Raw genomic sequence first — 18,579 nt, 5'->3', positions numbered from 1 at the left:
TCGCGCATGAGTGATAAAGCCGTTCTGAGTTGCCGCAACCTGGGCAAGTCCTACGACGAGGGCCCGGAGTCGGTGCAGGTGCTGTCCGGGCTCAACCTGGAGCTGCATGCCGGTGAGCGCATTGCCATCGTCGGTAGCTCGGGCTCTGGCAAGAGTACCTTGCTCAACCTGCTGGGCGGCCTCGACCGTCCGACCCAGGGCAGCGTCTGGCTGGCCGGCGAAGAGCTGTCGGCGCTGGGCGAGCGCGCCCGTGGCCTGCTGCGCAACCGTGAGCTGGGCTTTGTCTACCAGTTCCACCACCTGTTGCCAGAGTTTACCGCCATCGAGAACGTGTGCATGCCGCTGCTGATCGGCCGCACGCCCATCCCCGAGGCCCGTGAGCGCGCCGAGGCGCTGCTCAAGCGCGTGGGCCTGGGCCATCGCCTGAACCACAAGCCGGCCGAGCTGTCCGGCGGTGAGCGCCAGCGTGTGGCGATTGCCCGGGCCTTGGTCAACCGCCCTGGCCTGGTGATGCTCGACGAGCCGACCGGCAACCTCGACCACCATACCGCCCAGGGCATTCAGGAGCTGATGCAGGAGCTGTCCAGCGCTTCGCGCACGGCGTTCCTGGTGGTGACCCACGACCTCAACCTGGCGCGGCAGATGGACCGTGTATTGAAGCTCGACGACGGCCACCTGGTGGCCATCTGATCGACTGCCCGGGGTGGCAGGTGCCGCCCCGTTTTCCTGTTTTCACTGGGTGATTCCGTACATGTTCAGACCCTTGCCCATTTTCATCGGCGCGCGCTACACCCGAGCCAAGCGTCGCAACCACTTCATCTCGTTCATTTCGATGACCTCGATGATCGGCCTGTCGCTGGGTGTGCTGGCGATGATCGTGGTGTTGTCGGTGATGAACGGCTTCCAGCGTGAAATGAGCGCGCGCATTCTTGGCCTGGTGCCGCATGCCGCCATCCTGGGCGTGCAGCCGATGGACGACTGGCACAAGGTGGCCGACACGGCCCTGCAGAACCCGGCGGTGATGGCGGCAGCGCCGATTACCGAAATGGAAGGCATGCTGTCGTACAAGGGGGCGATGCAGCCGATCCAGGTGGGCGGTATCGACCCGGCCGAAGAGGGCAAGGTCTCTATCGTTGGCCAGCACATCGTGCAGGGCCGCTTGCAGGACCTGCGGCCGGGTGAGTTCGGTGTGGTCATCGGCGAACTGACGGCGCGTCGCTTCCGCCTGAACACCGGCGACAAGCTGACCCTGATCGTGCCGGAAATCAGCAAGGAGCCGGGCGGCATTACCCCGCGTATGCAGCGCCTGACCGTGGTCGGTATTTTCAAGGTCGGCGCCGAGCTGGATGGTTCGCAGGCTTATATCCACGTGGCGGATGCCGGTGAGATGCAGCGCTGGGCGCCGGGCCAGGTGCAGGGCGTGCGGTTGAAACTGCATGACCTGTACGCCGCGCCGCAGGTGTCCAAGGCCATCGCTGCCGGGCTGGGCGATGCCTACCGCGCCGATGACTGGTCGCACACCCAGGGCAGCCTGTTCAGCGCCATGAAGATGGAAAAGACCATGATCGGCCTGTTGCTGATGATGATCATCGCGGTGGCCGCATTCAACATCATCGCCACCCTGGTGATGGTGGTGAACGACAAGGGGCCGGACATTGCCATCCTGCGTACCCTGGGCGCCACGCCCGCGCAGATCATGGGCACGTTCATGGTTCAGGGCAGCCTGATCGGCATTGTCGGCACGTTGATTGGTGGCGTGCTGGGGGTGATTGCGGCGTTCAATGTCAGCCAGATCGTTGGATGGCTCGAGCGGGTGAGCGGGCAGCACATCTTTACGTCGGATGTGTACTTTGTCAGCAGCTTGCCGTCCCAGTTGCAGTGGGGGGATGTGGCGATCATCTGCACGGCGGGGTTGGTGATGAGCTTTTTGGCGACCATTTACCCGGCATATCGGGCATCGCAGGTGCAGCCGGCGATTGGCCTGGCGGTTTGATGTTTACCTGAGAGTCTGGGAGCGGCCTTGTGTCGCGATGGGCTGCGAAGCAGCCCCCAATTTCACCGATCCTGAGTGAACTCGATCAAAAACCGCGTCCACCCATCCTCGCATTCCGCCCGGATGCACCCGCCATGGGCCTGCACGATCGACCGGGTAATCGCCAAACCCAACCCCGCATGCTCGCTGCTGCCTTCCCGTCGCGCCGGGTGGACCCGGTAGAAGCGGTCGAACAACCGTGGTAACGCTGCAGGGTCGATAGCCTGCCCGGTATTGGCCACGCAGATTGTAGGCCCCGGCTCCAGCGTCACCCTTATCTGCCCGCCCGCCGGCGTAAAGCGCATGGCGTTATCCAGCAAGTTGGACAACGCTCGCCGCAGCATATGCCGGTCGCCCTGCAGCACGGCCTCACCCTCGCGCAGCATCTGCACACCGCTGTCCTCGGCCAGTGGCGCGTAGTACTCCAGCAGAGCATCCACTTCTTCATGCAACGCCAGCGGCGCCTGCCCCGGCACCAGCAGGCCGTGATCGGCCTTGGCGAGGAACAGCATGTCGTTGATCATCTGCGCCATCCACAGCAGCTCTTCCAGGTTGCCATGCAGTGCTTCGCGGTACTCCTCCAGGCTGCGTGGGCGGGTGAGGGTGACCTGGGTGTGGGTCAACAGGTTGGATAGCGGTGTACGTAGCTCGTGGGCGATGTCGGCAGAGAATGCTGAAAGCCGCTGGAAGGCATCATCCAGGCGCTGCAGCATGGCGTTCATGCTGGCGGCCAGTTCGGCCAGCTCCTCGGGCATCTGCGCCACCGGCAGGCGTGTGGTGAGCGAGCGTGCCGACACGCCAGCGGCCACCTGGCCCATCTGCCGCAAAGGGCGTAGCCCACTGCGTGCGGCCCAGGCGCCGAGCAGCGCGGTGGCCAGTGCCGACAGGCCGACGGTTAGCCAGATCAACCGTTGCATGCCTTGCAGGAAGTGCTGGTGGTGGGTGATGTCCAGGTAAAGGGTGAGTTGCGGCGACGGTGTTGTGCCTTGTGCCAGGTGCACGGCCAGGCTGCGGTAGTCGGTGCCTTGCGCGTGCAGGGTAGCCAGCCCGGCGGGCCGTGGTGCCTGCGGCAGCCCTGTGCGGCTTTCGAACCAGGTGGTGCCGTCGTTGCCGCTGATGCGCAAGGCCAGGTCGGCCTGGTGGCTCAGCTCATCGTGCAGGGCGGGCAGGCGGGCCTGTAAATCTTCCGGCGTGCTGATGCCGGCCAGTTGTGTGCGGAACAGCGACAGGCGCGAGTCCAGCAATTGTTGGTCCAACTCGACGAAATGCTGCTCGCTGGCCTTGCTGAACAACAGGCCGGCGCCAAGCGAGACGGCTGCTGTGCAGGCGGCGAACAACAGGGCCAAACGGCTGCCGAGGGAAAGCCTGCGCATCAATCTGCACGCTCTTCGAGTACATACCCCATGCCGCGTACGGTGTGGATGAGTTTGTTGGGGTGCAGGTCGTCAATCTTCAGGCGCAAGCGACGGATCGCCACCTCGATCACGTTGGTGTCGCTGTCGAAGTTCATGTCCCATACCTGCGAGGCAATCAGCGATTTTGGCAGCACCTCGCCCTGGCGGCGCATCAACAGTTCGAGCAGGGCGAATTCCTTGGCGGTCAGGTCGATACGCTGGCCGGCGCGCTCGGCGCGGCGGCGGATCAGGTCCAGGCGCAGGTCGGCCAGGCTCAGGGTGGTGTCCTGGCCGGGGTTGGTGCCACGGCGCAGCAGGGTGCGCACCCGGGCCAGCAGCTCGGAAAAGGCAAAGGGCTTGACCAGGTAATCGTCGGCGCCCAGCTCCAGGCCGTGCACCCGGTCTTCGACGGCGTCGCGTGCGGTGAGGAACAGTACCGGCGTGTCGAGGCCGGCCTGGCGCACCGCTTGCAGGATTTGCCAGCCATCCCGGCCGGGCAGCATCACGTCGAGGATCAGCAGGTCATGGTCACCGGTCAGCGCCAGAAACTGGCCGGTTTCGCCATCGGTGGCCAGTTCGGTGGCGAAGCCGGCTTCGCTCAGGCCCTGGCTCAGGTACTGGCCGGTGCGGGTCTGGTCTTCGACGATCAGCAATTTCATTGGGTAGCTTGCCTCCAGCAAGGGCCGGGTGATGCTTGAAATGATACGTGACTATCCCGGCCGTCACTCAAGCTGACAAAGTTGTAATCTCCCTGTCAGGTTGCTGCCAGCCGTCCCTGACTAAGGTGGCCTCATACTGTTGCGCATGCCCGGAGTCATCATGAAACACCTGTTCATTGCCGCCACCCTTGCCTTGGTCAGCCTGCCGGCCTTTTCTGGCGAGGCGCAAACCTTCGCCTTCGGCGAGCCGGCCCCGGCGGCCAAAGCCACCCGCACGGTGGAGGTGGTGCTCAAAGACATTGCCTTCGAGCCCAAGAGCCTGCAGGTAAAAGCCGGTGAGACGGTGCGCTTCGTGCTGGTCAACGAGGGCAAGCTGCCGCACGAGTTCAACCTGGGTGACAAGGCCATGCATGCCGAGCACCAGAAAGAGATGGTCGCCATGCAAGGCAAGATGTTCACCCAGGCCATGAACCATGAAGGCATGGACCACGGCCAGATGATGGATCACGGTGGCGGCCATGGTCACGGTGGGGGCAATACCGTGCTGGTAATGCCCGGCCAGCGCGCCGAGCTGACCTGGACCTTCCGCCAGTCGGCGCCCATCGAGTTTGCCTGCAACGTACCAGGGCATTACCAGGCCGGTATGGTCGGGGCCTTGACCATCGAGTGACTTGCCCTGCAAGGCGGGGTGCAAAACCGGTAAACTAGGGGCAATTTCGAACCTCTAGGTCAGTTTCCATGCATCCCGCTGCCGAACACTCCCCGCTGGGCAAATCCAGCGAATACATTGCCACCTACTCCCCGGAGCAGCTGTTCCCGATCCCGCGTACTGCCAAGTGGGCCGAGCTGGGCGTCACCGCGCAGACCCTGCCCTGGCAGGGCGTGGATTACTGGAACTGTTTTGAGCTGAGCTGGCTGCTGCCGTCGGGCAAGCCTGTGGTGGCGATCGGCGAGTTCGCCATTCCGGCTGATTCGCCGAACATCATCGAATCCAAGTCGTTCAAGCTGTACCTCAACTCGCTGAACCAGACGGTGTTCGCCTCGCTGGGCGAGTTGCAGGCGTGCCTGGAGAAAGACCTGTCCGCTGCCGCTGGCAAGCCGGTGGGCGTGAAGGTGCGGACCTTGGCCGAGGTCGAGGCCCAGGGTGTGGTGGCTTTGCCGGGGCTGTGCATCGATGCGCTGGATGTGGCCATCAGCAACTACGAGCAGCCGCAACCAGAACTGCTACGCTGCGACCCGGAGCGGGTGGTGGAAGAAATCTTGCACAGCCACCTGCTGAAGTCCAACTGCCCGGTTACCGGCCAGCCGGACTGGGGCAGCGTGGTGGTCGAGTACAAGGGCAGGGCGCTGGACCACGCCAGCCTGCTGACCTACCTGATCAGCTTCCGCCAGCATGCCGACTTCCACGAGCAGTGCGTGGAACGCATTTACCTGGACTTGAAGAACCTGCTGCAGCCGGAGCACCTGACGGTGTATGCGCGCTATGTGCGCCGGGGTGGGCTGGACATCAACCCTTACCGCAGCACCGGGGCGATCAGCCCGCAGAACACGCGGCTGGTTCGGCAGTAAGGTATGGGGGGCCGCCAAGCGGCCCCCGGCTATTTCAGATCCCCATGCTGTGCAGCGAGTTGGCAATGCTGCGCAGGGTGGCGGTGAGGTCGGGGTGGTCGGCCTCGAAGCGTTCGATCGCCAGGTTCACGCCATCCACCAGGTTGTTGTCCGGCGTGGCTTCCTCAAGTTTCAGTTGCGCCTCGATCTGGCGCGCTTCTTCGTGCAACGCGGCCAGCTCGTCTTCCGAAAGCGGTACGTTGCGGTCCAGTTGCTCGCGCAAGCTGTTCAGGCGCTCTTGCAATTCGCGGGCAGGCATTGGTAGTTCTCCATCAATGGCTTGGCAAGCCATGGACCTCAGCGAAGCGGCAAAGGTTCTGGCCTGTCTTCAGCGTAATCCACCTGCCGCCGCTTTGCATGATCCGTGTCAAAGGTGCTGTATCAGGGTTTTTCACCTTTGCGCCGGCGCTGCGCGATGTCCTGCAGGCAGGTATCCAGCGCTTCGAGGTGGTCGATCACCGAATGCACGCCCAGGCTGAACAGCTCCAGCGTCGCCTTGCCGCGGGCCAGGTCCTGTTCCTGTGTGCTCATGGCTTGCCAGTGCTGCGAGCTGCGGTCGCAGAGCGGGCTGCAGGCGGCCAGTCCTACCGTCCACAAGCCCGCATTAAGGCCCGACTGCAGCAGGCGCGGGTCGCCGCTGACCAGCACGCAGCCGTCCAGGCGTTCGCTGTCCAGGCTCATCAAGGCCTGCCAGCAGGCGTTGGGCGCTGGCCAGCGGACGCCGTTGACCAGGTGCCCTGGCAGCCAGTCGGGCAGCACATGGGCCAGGCGTTTGCTGTGGGCGGCGGTGAGGTCATCCAGCCAGATGCACGGCACCTGGCGATGACGCAGGCTGGCAAGGGTGGCCAGTGCGCCGGGGGCGGGTGAGGGGGCGCCGCCATTGGCAGCCTGCACCAGGCAGCCGCGCAAGCCGAACAGCACAGCAGTGAAGGCGGGTGCAGCGTCCATGGCAACGTCCCCCAAATAGTCCGCAGGCTATTCGCTGATTGTTACCGGCCTGTGACAGGCTCGCCCGCGCAACAGTTGTTCACAAAATATTGAGCAAAAATGTGTAAAGCTGTTTATCAGGCCGCAAGCCTCTATACTGCCGCCTTACCAGCAGCGCGCCCCGTTGCGCGTGCGGCCGAGAAATTCGATGGAGAGACATCTATGCGTAGGATCGGTGCCAGTGTGATCGAACGAGTCACCCAGGCCTGTGTCTGCGCCAGCTTGCTGCTGGCGCCCGTGGCAGCCACCCAGGCCGCCACCGAGGAAGATCCCTGGGAAGCAGTCAACCGCCCGATCTTCCGTTTCAACGATACCCTCGACACCTATGCCCTGAAGCCATTGGCCAAGGGCTACCAGGCGGTCACCCCGCAGTTCCTTGAAGATGGCATCCACAACATCTTCCGTAACCTGGGCGACGTGACCAACTTGGCCAACGACCTGCTGCAGCTCAAGCCCCATGCAGCGGGCGTAGACACTGCGCGGCTGATCGTCAACACCACGTTCGGCCTGGGCGGCTTCTTCGATGTGGGCACCAAGATGGGCCTGCAACGTAATGACGAGGACTTTGGCCAGACCTTGGGTTATTGGGGCGTGCCGAGCGGCCCGTACGTTGTCATCCCGCTGCTGGGGCCGAGCACCGTACGTGACGGCGTAGCCAAGTACCCGGACACCTACACCAAACCCTACCGCTACATCGACCATGTGCCGACGCGTAACTCGATCTTCGCCCTGGACGTGATCGACACCCGTGCCGACCTGCTGTCGGCCGAGAAGCTGATTCAGGGTGACAAGTACATCTTCATTCGCAACGCCTACCTGCAGAACCGCGAGTTCAAGGTGAAGGACGGCGAAGTCGAAGACGACTTCTGATCCGTAGGCCTGGGGCTGCAACGCGGCCCCAGGTTCAGTGCATCGCCAGAATCCGCAGCCCGAACTTCTGCTGCCCGCCCGGCTGATCGGCAATCCATACCACTTCGGTACTGGCATGCAGCCCTTTCAGCGCCGGGTGGTCCGAGTCGATCCGCACCTCGATATGATCCCCCACCAGAAAGCGCTGCGGTGCCTGCACCTGCATGCCGCCGCTGGAGAGGTCCAGGCACACCGCCGCAATCACCTGGCCTTCATGCAACAGGCTCACCTCGGTGTCGATGCGCATCCGGATAAAGTCGCGTTTCTCGCTGTGGCTGGAGGGCGTGTGGGGCATGCTGCATCCTTCCCATCGGGTTGCGCTGGTCGACTTTCTTATAACTCCCGGTGATTTGCCCTGTAAAGAGCGGCGAGGTCGACCCTTGCATGCTTGAAACCCCTGCCGGATGGGAGTACCGTCTGCGCCTTACAAGGTAGCGCTCACAGTTGCCGGAGAGTTGCCGGGCAGGTGTTCTTGTCCTACAACTCAAGTAGAGTGTGACCATAAAGAATTCCCGTAGCTGGCCGTCTGCCTTGCCGACACCGCTGCACCAACCTAAATCGGCGCCGTTCGCCCACATGCAGAAAACCAGTGCAACGCTGCTGATCATCGATGACGACGACGTGGTCCGTGCGAGCCTCGCCGCCTATCTTGAAGACAGTGGCTTCAGCGTCCTCCAGGCTGGTAATGGCCAGCAGGGGCTTCAGGTCTTCGAAGAACACCAGCCCGACCTCGTGATCTGCGATCTGCGCATGCCGCAGATGGGCGGCCTCGAACTGATCCGCCAGGTCAGCGAGCGCGCGCCGCAGTTGCCGGTGATCGTGGTGTCGGGTGCCGGCGTCATGAGTGATGCGGTGGAAGCGTTGCGCCTGGGCGCCGCCGACTACCTGATCAAGCCGCTGGAAGACCTGGCCGTACTCGAGCATTCGGTGCGCCGCGCCCTCGACCGTTCGCGCCTGGTGCTGGAAAATCAGCGCTACCGCGACAAGCTCGAAGCCGCCAACCGCGAACTTGAAGCCAGCCTGCACCTGCTGCAGGAGGACCAGACCGCCGGTCGCCAGGTGCAGATGAACATGCTGCCGGAAAGCCCCTGGGCAGCCGGCGAGTTCGCTTTCGCGCACCAGATCATTCCGTCGCTGTACCTGTCGGGTGATTTTGTCGATTACTTCCGCGTGGACGAGCGGCGCATTGCCTTCTACCTCGCCGATGTTTCCGGGCATGGCGCGTCGTCGGCCTTTGTCACCGTGCTGTTGAAATTCATGACCACGCGGCTCATGTTCGAGCTCAAGCGCAGCAAGATGCGCGAGTTCAAGCCGTCGGAAGTGCTGAGCCATATCAACCGCGGCCTGATCAACAGCAAGCTGGGCAAGCACGTCACCATGGTCGGCGGTGTGATCGACGAAGAGTCCGGTCTGCTGACCTACGCCGTTGGCGGCCATTTGCCGCTGCCGGTGCTGTACACCCCCGATCATGTCCGCTACCTGGAAGGCCGTGGCCTGCCGGTGGGGCTGTTCGAAGAGGCCACCTACCAGGACCTGGTAGTCGAGCTGCCACCGCAGTTCAGCCTCAGCCTGATGTCCGATGGCATTCTGGACCTTTTGCCGGGTGACACGCTCAAAGATAAAGAAACCGCCTTGCCGGAGATCGTCAAGGCAGCAGGTGGCAGCCTGGATGGGCTGCGTCAACGATTTGGATTGGCTACGCTTGGGGAGATGCCGGATGATATCGCCCTATTGGTGTTGAGCAGGAACCTTCAATGAGTACCGGTAGAATCCAGTTCGCCGAGCAGAGTGGTACCTTCGTACTGAAATTTGTCGGTGAAGTGCGTCTGACCCTGTGTTCGGCGCTGGATGCGACGATCGAGAAGATTTTCACGGCGTTGAACTTCTCGGCGATTGTCATCGACCTGACTGAAACCGAAAGCATCGATAGCACCACCCTGGGCCTGTTGGCCAAGCTGTCGATCCTGTCGCGGCAGAAGGTGGGCCTGCTGCCGACCGTGGTTACCACCAACCCGGACATTTCCCGGTTGCTGCAGTCGATGGGCTTCGATCAGGTGTTCAACATTGTCGATCGCCCCATTCCGTGCCCGGAATGCCTGACCGACCTGCCATCGCAGGACCAGAACGAAGATGTGGTGCGCTCCAAGGTGCTAGAGGCGCACAAGATCCTCATGGGCCTGAACGACTCCAACCGCGAAGCGTTCCATGATCTGGTCAGTGCGCTGGAGCGAAGCTGACCTGTTGCCAGGCTAGCGCCCGGCAACAAACTCGGTCGCTTCAGCGCCGTCGGCATCCAGCTGAAATACCCGCACTGGCCGCCCCTGTTCGTCGAAGAACACCTGCCCCAACCCCGCGCCATTCCACAGCCGCTCTCCAGCCTTGCTGTGGCTGGGCGTGCGCGGTACCACTTCCATCTGCCGGCGCCTGGTGAACCAGTTCAACGGCGAGCGTGGCGAATACAGCCAGCGGTTGAGCCGGTCGAGCACATCCAGCAAGCGCCGGGGGAACTCGTTCTTGATCCCGCTGCTGGTCACCTGCCACAAGTGCGGGCTGCGCTGGCGGTGGCGGATCAGCACTTCATAGACGAACGAGTAGTGCACATCCCCGGACAGCACCACGTAGTGCCCGGGTGTACGGGAGTGGCGGAAGATGTTGAGGATGACCTGCGCCGCCCCCCGGTGGGCCATCCAGTTTTCGGCATCGACCAAGAGTGGATAGCCCAGCCAGCTGAATACCTTTTGCACCGTCTCGATCAGCTTCACGCCAAAAATCGGCGCTGGTGACACGATGACCGCTGACGGGTGGTCGAGCAGTGCTTGCTGCAGCTCGCTCAGCGCCTCCCAATCGAGCAGGCCGGACGGTTTGGCCAAACTGCTTTCACTGCGCCAGCGGCGGGTGCGGGTGTCCAGCACCAGCAGGGGCGGGTTTGTGGGCAGGCTGAATTGCCAGCCCTGGAAGCGCAACAGCGCGCCGATCAGCTCATCCTGGTGTTGGCCGGTCAGCGCCTGGCATTGCTCGGTCAGTGGCTTGCAGCCGTCCGGGTTGTTACCCCAGGCCTGGCACAGCAGGTAGCCGAGCAGGGCGTTGCCGATGATGCGCCGCGAGAACGGATGGCCGTAGGCGGTTTCTTCCCACTGTGCCGAGAGGTTCCAGTCGTCGGTGATGTCGTGGTCGTCGAAAATCATCAGGCAGGGCAGGTGGGCCATCACCCGCGCGACCTGGCCGAGGTTGTCGGCAAACGCCTGGATCAGTGGCAGCTCTTGCCGGTAACGGGCCTGGCGCTGGTCGGTAAGGCCGGTGGGCATGTCCAGGTTCACCAGTTGCCAAGGCACCGGTGACCACACCAGCAGGTACATGGCCATGACCTCGGCGAAGGTCACCAGGTGGTTGTCGGCGTTGCTGGACGAGAAAATCGGCTTGCGCTTGCCGCCGAAAAAACGCTTGCGCAGGGTGTCGTTGTGGTCCTGCGCCGGCAGCAGGTCGGCGCGGTGGTAGTAGCTGGCCGGGTGCTGGTACAGCGCCTGGCTATCAGGCACCACCGCACCCTCCAGTTGCTCGTCGAACAGGCCCAGGCGCGCGATCAGGCTATGGATGGCGCGCAGCATGGGGCCGGCGACATCGTCGGCGTACACCTGGTCGCCGGTCATCAGCAGCACGGCCGGGCGGTCTTCAGGTTGCTTGCAGGTTTGCAGCAGGCGGTCGGCGCACAGCAGGCCATCGGCAGCAGGGTGGTGCGGCTTGCGGCAGGAACCGTGCAGCAAGTGATTGAGGCGATCGCGCAGCACCAGGCTTGGGCGCTGGGTGCCGGGGTAGAGCAGGTGCGGTGCCCAGCCCGCGATGCCCTGGCCGTTGATGAGCAGGTCGTAGTCAAGCAGCTGGTTGCAGGGCAGAGGGTGGTTGAAGTGGATGTCCAGCAGGTGGATGAAGGCGTGCTGGCCGACCGGGATAACCTGGCAATCGACCTGGGCTTCGCCTGCGGGGCAGATGAAATCGGGTTGCAGCGGTTGGGTGGCGACCAGCCAGATGGCTAGGCGCTGGGGCTCCAGGCGGCGCAGTACCGGGCCGGTGAGTACGAGGGGCAAGGGGGTAGAGGAGGTCATCGACAGCTCAGGTGGCTTATCGGGCCTCTTCGCGCCGAACCGCCGCGAAGAGGCCCTGGAATTCAATACACATCTAATGCCAGGGGAAACAAAACGGGCGGAAAATGCTGAACACTTCCCGCCCGTCAGGCAAACCCGAACTGTATCAGGCCTTTTCAGCCATCAACTTCTCCAGTTTTTCCTGGTCCCGCGCAAATTGGCGGATACCCTCGGCCAGCTTCTCGGTGCCCATGGCATCTTCGTTCATCGCCCAGCGGAACTGGCTTTCATTCAGCTGCTGCTTCGCCTCACCGCCATTGCCCGGTTTCAGCACCTGCGGCAGCTCGCCCTGGTCATCGCTCAGTTGCTGCAACAGCTCCGGGCTGATGGTCAGGCGGTCGCAGCCAGCCAGCTGTTCGATCTGGCCGATGTTGCGGAAGCTGGCGCCCATGACCACGGTGTTGTAGCCATTGGCCTTGTAGTAGTTGTAGATCCGCGTGACCGACTGCACGCCCGGGTCCTCGGCGCCGACGTATTCCTTGCCGGTGCTCTTCTTGTACCAGTCGTAGATGCGGCCCACGAACGGCGAAATCAGGAACACCCCGGCATCGGCGCAGGCTTGTGCCTGGGCGAAGGAGAACAGCAGGGTGAGGTTGGTCTGGATGCCTTCCTTCTCCAGCTTTTCGGCGGCGCGAATGCCTTCCCAGGTGGAGGCCAGCTTGATCAGCACACGCTCACGGCCAACGCCGGCCGCTTCGTACAGCTCGATCAGCTTGCGCGCCTTGGCCAGCAGGGCCGGCTCATCGAACGACAGGCGCGCATCCACTTCAGTGGAGATACGCCCCGGGATGACCTTGAGAATGCCCGAGCCCACGGCCACTGCGAACTTGTCGCAAGCCAGGTCGACATTGCCCTTGGCATCGGCCTTCACCTGCGTGAGCAGATCGGCGTAGCCCGGGATGGCGGCGGCCTTGAGCAGTAGCGACGGGTTGGTGGTGGCATCGACCGGCTTCAGGCGGGTGATGGCATCCAGGTCCCCGGTGTCGGCGACCACGGTGGTGAACTGCTTGAGTTGTTCCAGCTTGGAGGTCATGGGCGTGCTCTGTCCTGTGCAATGACTCGACATTACCCGAGCCCCGACGGCCGCTCAAGGGCCGTCGAAACCATGCAGGCAAGCGGTGGAAGCAGGCTTGCCCGCGAAGGGCGGTGCGAAAGGTGAAGATTCGAGTCGCAAGCCGGCCGGAGGTTCCCAATCCCGCGTTGTCACCGCCCCTGCAACAACTCCACTGCCTGATCAAACACCGCCAACGGCTCAGCGGCCTTGTGAATATCCGCCGACAGCAATTGGCGGAAGCGCCGTGCGCCCTTGAACCCCTGGGCCAACCCCAGAATGTGCCGGGTAACGTGATGCATCGCGCCACCACTTGCCATATGCGCCACGATGTAAGGCCGCAGCTGTGCCAGCGCCTCGGTACGGCTGACCACCGGCGCCGCGCTGCCAAACAGGTGCTGGTCCACCTCGGCCAGCAGGTAAGGGTTGTGATACGCCTCACGCCCCAGCATCACGCCGTCGAAGGTTTCAAGGTGCGCCTGGCATTCGGCCAGGGTCTTGATCCCGCCGTTGAGCACGATCTCCAGGTCCGGGAAGTCGGCCTTCAACTGCGCTGCCACGTCATAGCGCAGCGGCGGGATTTCGCGGTTCTCCTTCGGCGACAGCCCCTCCAGAATCGCGATACGCGCATGCACGGTAAAACTCCGGCAGCCGGCCTCGCGCACCTGGCCGACGAAGTCGCACAGTTCGGCGTAGCTGTCGCGGCCATTGATGCCAATGCGGTGCTTGACCGTCACCGGCGTCGACACCGCTTCACGCATGGCCTTCACGCAATCGGCCACCAGCGCCGGGTGCGCCATCAGGCAAGCGCCGATCATGTTGTTTTGCACCCGGTCGCTCGGGCAGCCGACGTTGAGGTTGACCTCGTCGTAGCCGGCCTCCTCGGCCAGGCGCGCGCAGGCAGCCAGGTCGGCGGGCACACTACCGCCCAGTTGCAGGGCCAGCGGGTGCTCGGAGACATCGTGGCGCAGGAAACGGTGGGCGTCGTTGTGGAGCAGGGCGCCGGTGGTGACCATTTCGGTGTAGAGCAGGGTTTGGCTGGAGAGCAGGCGCAGGAAGAAGCGGCAGTGGCGGTCTGTCCAGTCCATCATAGGTGCAACGCTGAAGCGGCGTGACGGCTCAGGGCGCGTGGTTTGTGGCTTTGAGGCTGATTCTAGGGGCATTCTGGTCTACGCATTTTTGTGCCGTTTTTTGGGGTTTTTGGGCGTTTTTGGTGTGACAGTGGTACGATGTACCACCGCCAGTCACGCTTGTACCACCGGAAATCATGGCAACGATCAGAGCAAGGAAAAAGGCCGATGGTACGGTCAGCTACACCGTCCAGATCCGCCTCAAGAAAAAGGGTGTCATAGTTTACCAAGAAGCCCAGACATTCGCCCGCAAGCAGGCTGCTCAAGCCTGGGCGAAGCGACGAGAGACCGAATTGGCGGTACCTGGTGCGATTGAGAGGGCCAGCCGCAAGGGGCACACGATCAAGGAGATGATCGAGCGCTACCTGATCGAGGCGGAGAAAGCTCGGCCTCTTGGTGAAACCAAGCGGCTTACTCTCAATGCCATCAAAAAGAGCTACTTAGGGGAGAAGATCGACTCGGAAATCAGCCAGCAGGTCTTGGTGGATTATGCACTTTGGCGCATGGGTCCCGAGGGGGGCTCAGTCAAGCCTCAGACTGCCGGGAATGATTTGGCTCACCTGGGTTCGGTTCTGTCCTTGGCTAGGGCGGCTTGGGATTACGAGATCAATCCCTTGGCAATGCCCGACGCTCGTCTCGTCCTGAAAAAGTTTGGTTACAACATGAGGAGCCGCGAGCGAGATCGCAGGCCTACATTGGACGAGCTCGATAAAGTGATGGAGCACTTCTTCGAGATGCTGCAGCGCAGGCCGTCAGTAATCCACATGCCCAAGGTGGTGGCATTCGCGATCTTTTCGACAAGGCGAATGGATGAAATCACGCGCATCCTCTGGGACGATCTGGATGAGCACCGGAAAGCAGTGAAAGTGCGGGATATGAAAAACCCCGGCCAGAAGCTGGGTAATGATGTCTGGTGTCATTTACCAGATGAGGCATGGCAGATTGTGCAGAGCATGCCGAGGGAGTGCCCTGAGATATTCCCGTACAATACTGACTCGGTCGGTACTGCTTGGGCTAAAGCGTGCAAGATGAAAGGTATTGAAGACTTGCACTTTCACGATTTGCGCCACGAAGGTGTGAGCCGGCTGTTCGAGATGGATTGGGATATACCAAGAGTTTCGAGTGTATCCGGCCATCGCGATTGGAACTCGATGCGGCGTTATACGCATCTGCGTGGTCGAGGAGACGTGTATAAGGGCTGGAAGTGGTTGGACCAGATTATCCAGGCGCCGGTGAAGCTCGGCGCCCGGGTAGGTTAGTTAACCTGCGCGTAGAGGCTTGTTGAGCTGCGCGCATTCGAGTCGTGCGGCTTCCCTCTGTTGGTCCAGATAAAGGGCTAGATCGGCAATGTGCACGCCTCTGGCGCTTTTCTGGCTCGATTCCAGCCTGGTGATCGGTAGCTTGATCTGCCCGGCCAGCACCTTGCGTTGAAACATCTCCGGAGTCAGGTGTGTGAAGTAATCGGTGCACACCTGCTCAATCGAGATGATCGCTTTGCCGTTGTATTGCGCCATCAGAACGAAAGCAGTGTTCACGCGCGCCTCCCCAGTGCTCGTTTTGCGGCCACATTGGCCATGTAGGCTGCCCAATTATCGTTTTCGCGCAGTTGGCGGATCCGACTGCATTTCGAGTGTCGTCTGGTCGACCTGCCTTTGCCGCAGATATCACAGATGGCGGGCAGGTCGAGGCTGTGTGAAGCCATAGGGGGCCGGATGCGCTCAGTCATGGTCTACCTCACGCTCCGACCTGTTAGCCAGGCGACCAATTCGGTGCGCTGATAACGGATACGTGCGCCGCAGCGGATGAAGGGTAGGGCGTGCTTCCCAGTGGAGCGCCAGGTGGCCAGGGTCTTGACCGATAAGCCTAACAATTGGGACGCCTGCTCAGGGGTGAGGAGGTCGAGTGCAGTTGGCGATGTCTGTGCAGGTAAGATGTTGAGGTCGGGCTTGCAGCCCTCTGCGTTTATCTGGCGGTGGCGCTCGATCTCGGCGATCAAGCCCAGCACCGTCGCGGGCGGTAATGCGGTACCGTAGTCATTCAGGGCGACGGAGTCGTATTGGTTTGCCGCAGCAGCTGTGGCGAGTGCCTTCAGTCTGATGATGTCGATTGTCATGCTGTAGCCCTCCGGCTGATGATGAAGCCAGCTGCTTGGCGTGCCTTGGAGCACCGGTTGTGGTTGCCTTTGACGCGAGCGTTGCCGCAGATGTCGCAGATGAACGACATGGCTGGGCGAAGCATCGGTTGCATGCCCTTGCGAGTGCGAGTGGCTGGGGTGTAGGTCGATGTGTGGGTCACAGCGAATACCTCTCATGTACTCGGCGGGCGTTGGGGCTCAAGACCAGACGCTCAAGGTTCGTGGCGTTGTTTGCGGTCGCTAACGTGCCTGTCGCTGGGTGGCTGGCAGTGCTGCTGCGGTGCAACTCGGCCAGTGCGACGATCAGCGCCACGGCGAGCGCAAGGCTGATCAGCTTCCAAGTGCGTGTCGGGTTAGGCATGTTGGCGGCCCTCATTGAGCTGGCTGAGCACCTGCTTGCTGGCCAACTCGAACAATTCGTCGGCGGAAACCGGCGTTACGGACTGCTCGAAGTTGCGCACGGCATCAAACCGCGTGCGATACAGCCCGGCCTGGCCGAGCCAAGCGCCAAGGCTGGCTGCTCGGCTATTCCAGAGGTCCGCGAGGCCTGCCTTCTCGCCAAACACGACACGAGTGCAGGCGTCGCAGCTGCTGCAGGCGATCACATCGCCGCCGTGGTTCGGGTCGCGGTCGTCTTCTATCGTGAACCGATTCGCAGGGCTGCCGCAGAACGGGCAGGGGGCAAGAGTCTGGTCGTTGCTCATACGACTGTCCCCTGCTGGCGTGCGATCTGCATCGCCTGGTCGAAGGTCATTGCACGGCCTTTAAAGTGCCAGTTCGGGTCGCACTCACAGCTCAGGAGCAGCGTGTTGAGCAGGGGCGCTGGCTTACCTGGTGCCCAGTTATCGAGCACGTCGCGCAGGCCGAGAGCTTTGGCGATGGCCTGGGCATAGGTTGTCTTCCCGCAGCCAGATGGGCCGTGAACAAGGCAGCTGCGTGGACTTTGGTTTGTCATGCTGCCACCTCTGCGCTCGCGGCACTGGCTGGCGTTTCGCGCAGTTGGGTGTGGATGCGTTTAGCCAGACCCTCCAGTCCTGCAGCTTGCTGCTTGGCGCGTGATGCCTGCTGTGTTGCCTTCATTGCGTTTAGCGTCCGCTCGGTCAGGCTCAGGGTTTCCATGGCGCTGATGAGCAGCTCGTAATCCGCCCTGGTCACTGCCAGTCCGGTATACGACATGATTCTGGCTTCGAGCTCGCGGACGTTGCCTTTGAGATGTGCTACAGCCATGTGGTGCTTGCGCTGGCTCGCCTCGGCTTGAACTCGGGCTTCGTCCAGGTCCACTTGCAGGCTTTGTATCTGCAATTTCAGATCGGCTTGCAGACGCTGTTTCCCGATTTCCAAGCCCCTGTTGAAGGCACGATGCCGAGCTTTCGCGAACAGGAAAGGCAGGATGGCCAGGGTGACTAGGAAGATGATGCCCAGGGAAAGAACTTGTTGATGCGGTTGCATGTGCTGTGCTCCAAAAGTAGCCCTCCGCCGTTGGTGTGAGAGTCGGCGGGGGCTATAAGCCCCTGATGGCCGGGGCCGCCTGGTCAAGCAGATTGGGTCGAGCGTTCGGCCTGCCGGTCGAGATATGCGGCAAGGTTGTGCAGGTAGATCACGTGCTGGGCTTTCTTCGAGCTGTCGATCTTGCTCAGCTGAAGGTCAATACGGCCTTTGTTGATCAGCTCTTTGAACCGCCTGTCTGACCCGATGTGGGGGAAATATCGCTCTCTGACAGCAGTGAGCGTTGGGCAGGGGGTGGTCCACTCGCTGCGGAGCTGTTCCAGCGTACTCATGCGCATTTCCCGATACTGTCAGGGCTGGGCCGAAGCTTCGCGCGGACTGCTGCTGCGAGCTGCTCTTTACTGGCTCCCGTAACTGCAGCGCAGACATTGCCCTGGTCGTCAGTCACGACAGCGCCAAGGGGAAGCTGTCGGTTGACGGTGGCGATAACGTAGGCTGTCTGACCTGTCTGCAGGACCTCTTCAACGCTGACTTGCGCCTCCATGAGAGCAAGCGCTTCTTCCGTCTGGGCTGCGGAGTCAGCTCGGCCATTCGCGATGTCCTGCACAAAATCTCTTAAGGACTGGCACTTGGTGGAGAGGGCGCGCGGAAGTTTCAGGCTGCTGCAAAGCGGACCAAGGGTCACCTTGATGCTGTGATGGGTGCTGTCATTTTCGATCTCGATCTGTGCATCGACCGAGGCTTCAGGGCGCTGCAATTTGCAGGTCGCAGTGCCGCCGTTATCCAAGGTGCGTTGCAGCAGCATGATCTGGCGAAGGGAGATCCTGAATTCGCTCATGCAGCACCCCCATTGGCAGGTACAGCATGGGCTTTACCTTCGAGCGTGACGACCAGCTGCAAGCCGGTGCTGCGCTGGAATGCCTGTATTTTCGCCACGCTGCTGCAGGCGGTTGGATGGATCAGAATTGCCACCGATCCGTTGTGCTGTGCTGATTTCATTCTTCGTGTCCTTGATGTGAGAGAGGGGCACGAAGTTGAAATTAGCAAAAGCTAAATAATTGTTCAATAGCAGATGCTAAACTGTATGGGC

At 62.0% G+C, this 18,579-nt stretch carries 25 protein-coding genes; 8 read left to right on the top strand and 17 right to left on the bottom strand.

Annotation, left to right across the window (positions count from 1 at the left end):
- Positions 1-6: 6 nt before the first annotated feature.
- Positions 7-690, top strand: a complete 684-nt coding sequence (lolD, locus tag ACF8R4_RS12505; RefSeq protein ID WP_171577286.1) for a lipoprotein-releasing ABC transporter ATP-binding protein LolD — start codon at positions 7-9, stop codon at positions 688-690.
- Between the two features lie 61 nt (positions 691-751).
- A complete protein-coding gene (locus ACF8R4_RS12500; RefSeq protein WP_060500415.1) occupies positions 752-1,993 on the top strand; it encodes a lipoprotein-releasing ABC transporter permease subunit in 1,242 nt (413 codons plus the stop codon).
- Positions 1,994-2,055: 62 nt separating this feature from the next.
- Here the strand turns inward: ACF8R4_RS12500 and ACF8R4_RS12495 are convergent, their stop codons facing one another.
- The gene (locus ACF8R4_RS12495; protein WP_164524276.1) at positions 2,056-3,408 is read right to left on the bottom strand and encodes a heavy metal sensor histidine kinase; all 1,353 of its coding nucleotides are present in this window, start codon (positions 3,406-3,408) and stop codon (positions 2,056-2,058) included.
- Entirely contained in the window at positions 3,405-4,085 is a 681-nt protein-coding gene (gene cinR / locus ACF8R4_RS12490; RefSeq protein WP_164524277.1) for a two-component system response regulator CinR, read from the bottom strand. Before cinR ends, ACF8R4_RS12495 begins: the two co-directional genes overlap by 4 nt.
- 160 nt (positions 4,086-4,245) lie before the next feature.
- Here cinR and ACF8R4_RS12485 point away from each other — a divergent pair, with 160 nt between their 5' ends.
- The gene (locus tag ACF8R4_RS12485) at positions 4,246-4,755 is read left to right on the top strand and encodes a plastocyanin/azurin family copper-binding protein (RefSeq protein WP_156867268.1); all 510 of its coding nucleotides are present in this window, start codon (positions 4,246-4,248) and stop codon (positions 4,753-4,755) included.
- Positions 4,756-4,823: 68 nt separating this feature from the next.
- Positions 4,824-5,654 (top strand): NADPH-dependent 7-cyano-7-deazaguanine reductase QueF, encoded by an 831-nt coding sequence (queF, locus tag ACF8R4_RS12480; protein WP_060500423.1) that lies wholly within the window; start codon positions 4,824-4,826, stop codon positions 5,652-5,654.
- Between the two features lie 34 nt (positions 5,655-5,688).
- On the opposite strand, the gene ACF8R4_RS12475 is transcribed toward queF, so the two are convergent.
- Positions 5,689-5,952 (bottom strand): DUF4404 family protein, encoded by a 264-nt coding sequence (locus ACF8R4_RS12475; protein WP_019471256.1) that lies wholly within the window; start codon positions 5,950-5,952, stop codon positions 5,689-5,691.
- A 122-nt stretch (positions 5,953-6,074) separates the two neighbouring features.
- Positions 6,075-6,641 carry a phosphonoacetaldehyde phosphonohydrolase-related protein gene (locus ACF8R4_RS12470; RefSeq protein WP_060500425.1) on the bottom strand — a complete coding sequence of 189 codons (567 nt, stop codon included), beginning with the start codon at positions 6,639-6,641 and terminating at the stop codon, positions 6,075-6,077.
- A 201-nt stretch (positions 6,642-6,842) separates the two neighbouring features.
- Between ACF8R4_RS12470 and ACF8R4_RS12465 the strand changes: the two genes are divergently transcribed.
- Positions 6,843-7,550, top strand: coding sequence for a VacJ family lipoprotein (locus ACF8R4_RS12465; RefSeq protein WP_060500427.1), 708 nt, complete (start codon positions 6,843-6,845; stop codon positions 7,548-7,550).
- A gap of 34 nt (positions 7,551-7,584) precedes the next feature.
- Here the strand turns inward: ACF8R4_RS12465 and ACF8R4_RS12460 are convergent, their stop codons facing one another.
- On the bottom strand, positions 7,585-7,884 hold the full coding sequence (locus tag ACF8R4_RS12460; protein ID WP_060500429.1) for a PilZ domain-containing protein: 300 nt from the start codon (positions 7,882-7,884) through the stop codon (positions 7,585-7,587).
- A gap of 281 nt (positions 7,885-8,165) precedes the next feature.
- On the opposite strand from ACF8R4_RS12460, the gene rssB reads away from it, so the two are divergent.
- Both rssB and rssC read left to right on the top strand, forming a co-directional pair.
- Positions 8,166-9,347, top strand: coding sequence for a two-component system response regulator RssB (gene rssB / locus ACF8R4_RS12455; protein WP_060500431.1), 1,182 nt, complete (start codon positions 8,166-8,168; stop codon positions 9,345-9,347).
- The gene (gene rssC / locus ACF8R4_RS12450; protein ID WP_019096598.1) at positions 9,344-9,826 is read left to right on the top strand and encodes an anti-sigma factor antagonist RssC; all 483 of its coding nucleotides are present in this window, start codon (positions 9,344-9,346) and stop codon (positions 9,824-9,826) included. The genes rssB and rssC overlap by 4 nt, the downstream gene beginning before the upstream one ends.
- 12 nt (positions 9,827-9,838) lie before the next feature.
- Here the strand turns inward: rssC and ACF8R4_RS12445 are convergent, their stop codons facing one another.
- From ACF8R4_RS12445 to dusA, 3 genes are all read right to left on the bottom strand, one after another.
- Positions 9,839-11,689, bottom strand: coding sequence for an alkaline phosphatase D family protein (locus ACF8R4_RS12445; protein WP_225521387.1), 1,851 nt, complete (start codon positions 11,687-11,689; stop codon positions 9,839-9,841).
- Between the two features lie 145 nt (positions 11,690-11,834).
- Positions 11,835-12,761 carry a transaldolase gene (gene tal, locus ACF8R4_RS12440; protein WP_060500436.1) on the bottom strand — a complete coding sequence of 309 codons (927 nt, stop codon included), beginning with the start codon at positions 12,759-12,761 and terminating at the stop codon, positions 11,835-11,837.
- A gap of 170 nt (positions 12,762-12,931) precedes the next feature.
- Positions 12,932-13,942: a tRNA dihydrouridine(20/20a) synthase DusA gene (gene dusA / locus ACF8R4_RS12435; protein ID WP_392492557.1), complete on the bottom strand. Its 1,011-nt coding sequence runs from the start codon at positions 13,940-13,942 to the stop codon at positions 12,932-12,934.
- A 104-nt stretch (positions 13,943-14,046) separates the two neighbouring features.
- Here dusA and ACF8R4_RS12430 point away from each other — a divergent pair, with 104 nt between their 5' ends.
- Complete coding sequence (locus ACF8R4_RS12430; RefSeq protein ID WP_156867271.1) at positions 14,047-15,168, top strand: tyrosine-type recombinase/integrase; 1,122 nt, start codon at positions 14,047-14,049, stop codon at positions 15,166-15,168.
- Here ACF8R4_RS12430 and ACF8R4_RS12425 read toward each other — a convergent pair whose 3' ends face one another.
- The 9 genes from ACF8R4_RS12425 to ACF8R4_RS12385 form a co-directional block, all read right to left on the bottom strand.
- Positions 15,169-15,444, bottom strand: a complete 276-nt coding sequence (locus tag ACF8R4_RS12425; protein WP_332311292.1) for a pyocin activator PrtN family protein — start codon at positions 15,442-15,444, stop codon at positions 15,169-15,171.
- 194 nt (positions 15,445-15,638) lie between these two features.
- Positions 15,639-16,022, bottom strand: coding sequence for a helix-turn-helix domain-containing protein (locus ACF8R4_RS12420; protein WP_156867272.1), 384 nt, complete (start codon positions 16,020-16,022; stop codon positions 15,639-15,641).
- Positions 16,023-16,200: 178 nt separating this feature from the next.
- A complete protein-coding gene (locus ACF8R4_RS12415) occupies positions 16,201-16,404 on the bottom strand; it encodes a hypothetical protein (protein WP_156867273.1) in 204 nt (67 codons plus the stop codon).
- Positions 16,397-16,747, bottom strand: coding sequence for a Lar family restriction alleviation protein (locus tag ACF8R4_RS12410; RefSeq protein ID WP_156867274.1), 351 nt, complete (start codon positions 16,745-16,747; stop codon positions 16,397-16,399). The genes ACF8R4_RS12415 and ACF8R4_RS12410 overlap by 8 nt, the downstream gene beginning before the upstream one ends.
- Positions 16,744-16,998: an AAA family ATPase gene (locus tag ACF8R4_RS12405; RefSeq protein WP_014755609.1), complete on the bottom strand. Its 255-nt coding sequence runs from the start codon at positions 16,996-16,998 to the stop codon at positions 16,744-16,746. Before ACF8R4_RS12405 ends, ACF8R4_RS12410 begins: the two co-directional genes overlap by 4 nt.
- Positions 16,995-17,492, bottom strand: a complete 498-nt coding sequence (locus ACF8R4_RS12400; RefSeq protein ID WP_156867275.1) for a hypothetical protein — start codon at positions 17,490-17,492, stop codon at positions 16,995-16,997. Before ACF8R4_RS12400 ends, ACF8R4_RS12405 begins: the two co-directional genes overlap by 4 nt.
- Positions 17,493-17,575: 83 nt before the next feature.
- Positions 17,576-17,821, bottom strand: coding sequence for a pyocin activator PrtN family protein (locus ACF8R4_RS12395; RefSeq protein ID WP_019096608.1), 246 nt, complete (start codon positions 17,819-17,821; stop codon positions 17,576-17,578).
- Positions 17,818-18,327 carry a hypothetical protein gene (locus ACF8R4_RS12390; RefSeq protein WP_070087206.1) on the bottom strand — a complete coding sequence of 170 codons (510 nt, stop codon included), beginning with the start codon at positions 18,325-18,327 and terminating at the stop codon, positions 17,818-17,820. The genes ACF8R4_RS12395 and ACF8R4_RS12390 overlap by 4 nt, the downstream gene beginning before the upstream one ends.
- Positions 18,324-18,488, bottom strand: coding sequence for a hypothetical protein (locus ACF8R4_RS12385; RefSeq protein ID WP_156676014.1), 165 nt, complete (start codon positions 18,486-18,488; stop codon positions 18,324-18,326). Before ACF8R4_RS12385 ends, ACF8R4_RS12390 begins: the two co-directional genes overlap by 4 nt.
- Positions 18,489-18,579 lie beyond the last annotated feature (91 nt).

Origin of the sequence: Pseudomonas sp. FYR_2, from assembly GCF_043106425.1 — a bacterium.
In the GTDB taxonomy this organism is placed as follows: Bacteria; Pseudomonadota; Gammaproteobacteria; order Pseudomonadales; family Pseudomonadaceae; genus Aquipseudomonas; species Aquipseudomonas monteilii.
Note: the sequence above shows the minus strand (reverse complement) of the source record. Positions and strands in the feature narration are given on the sequence as shown.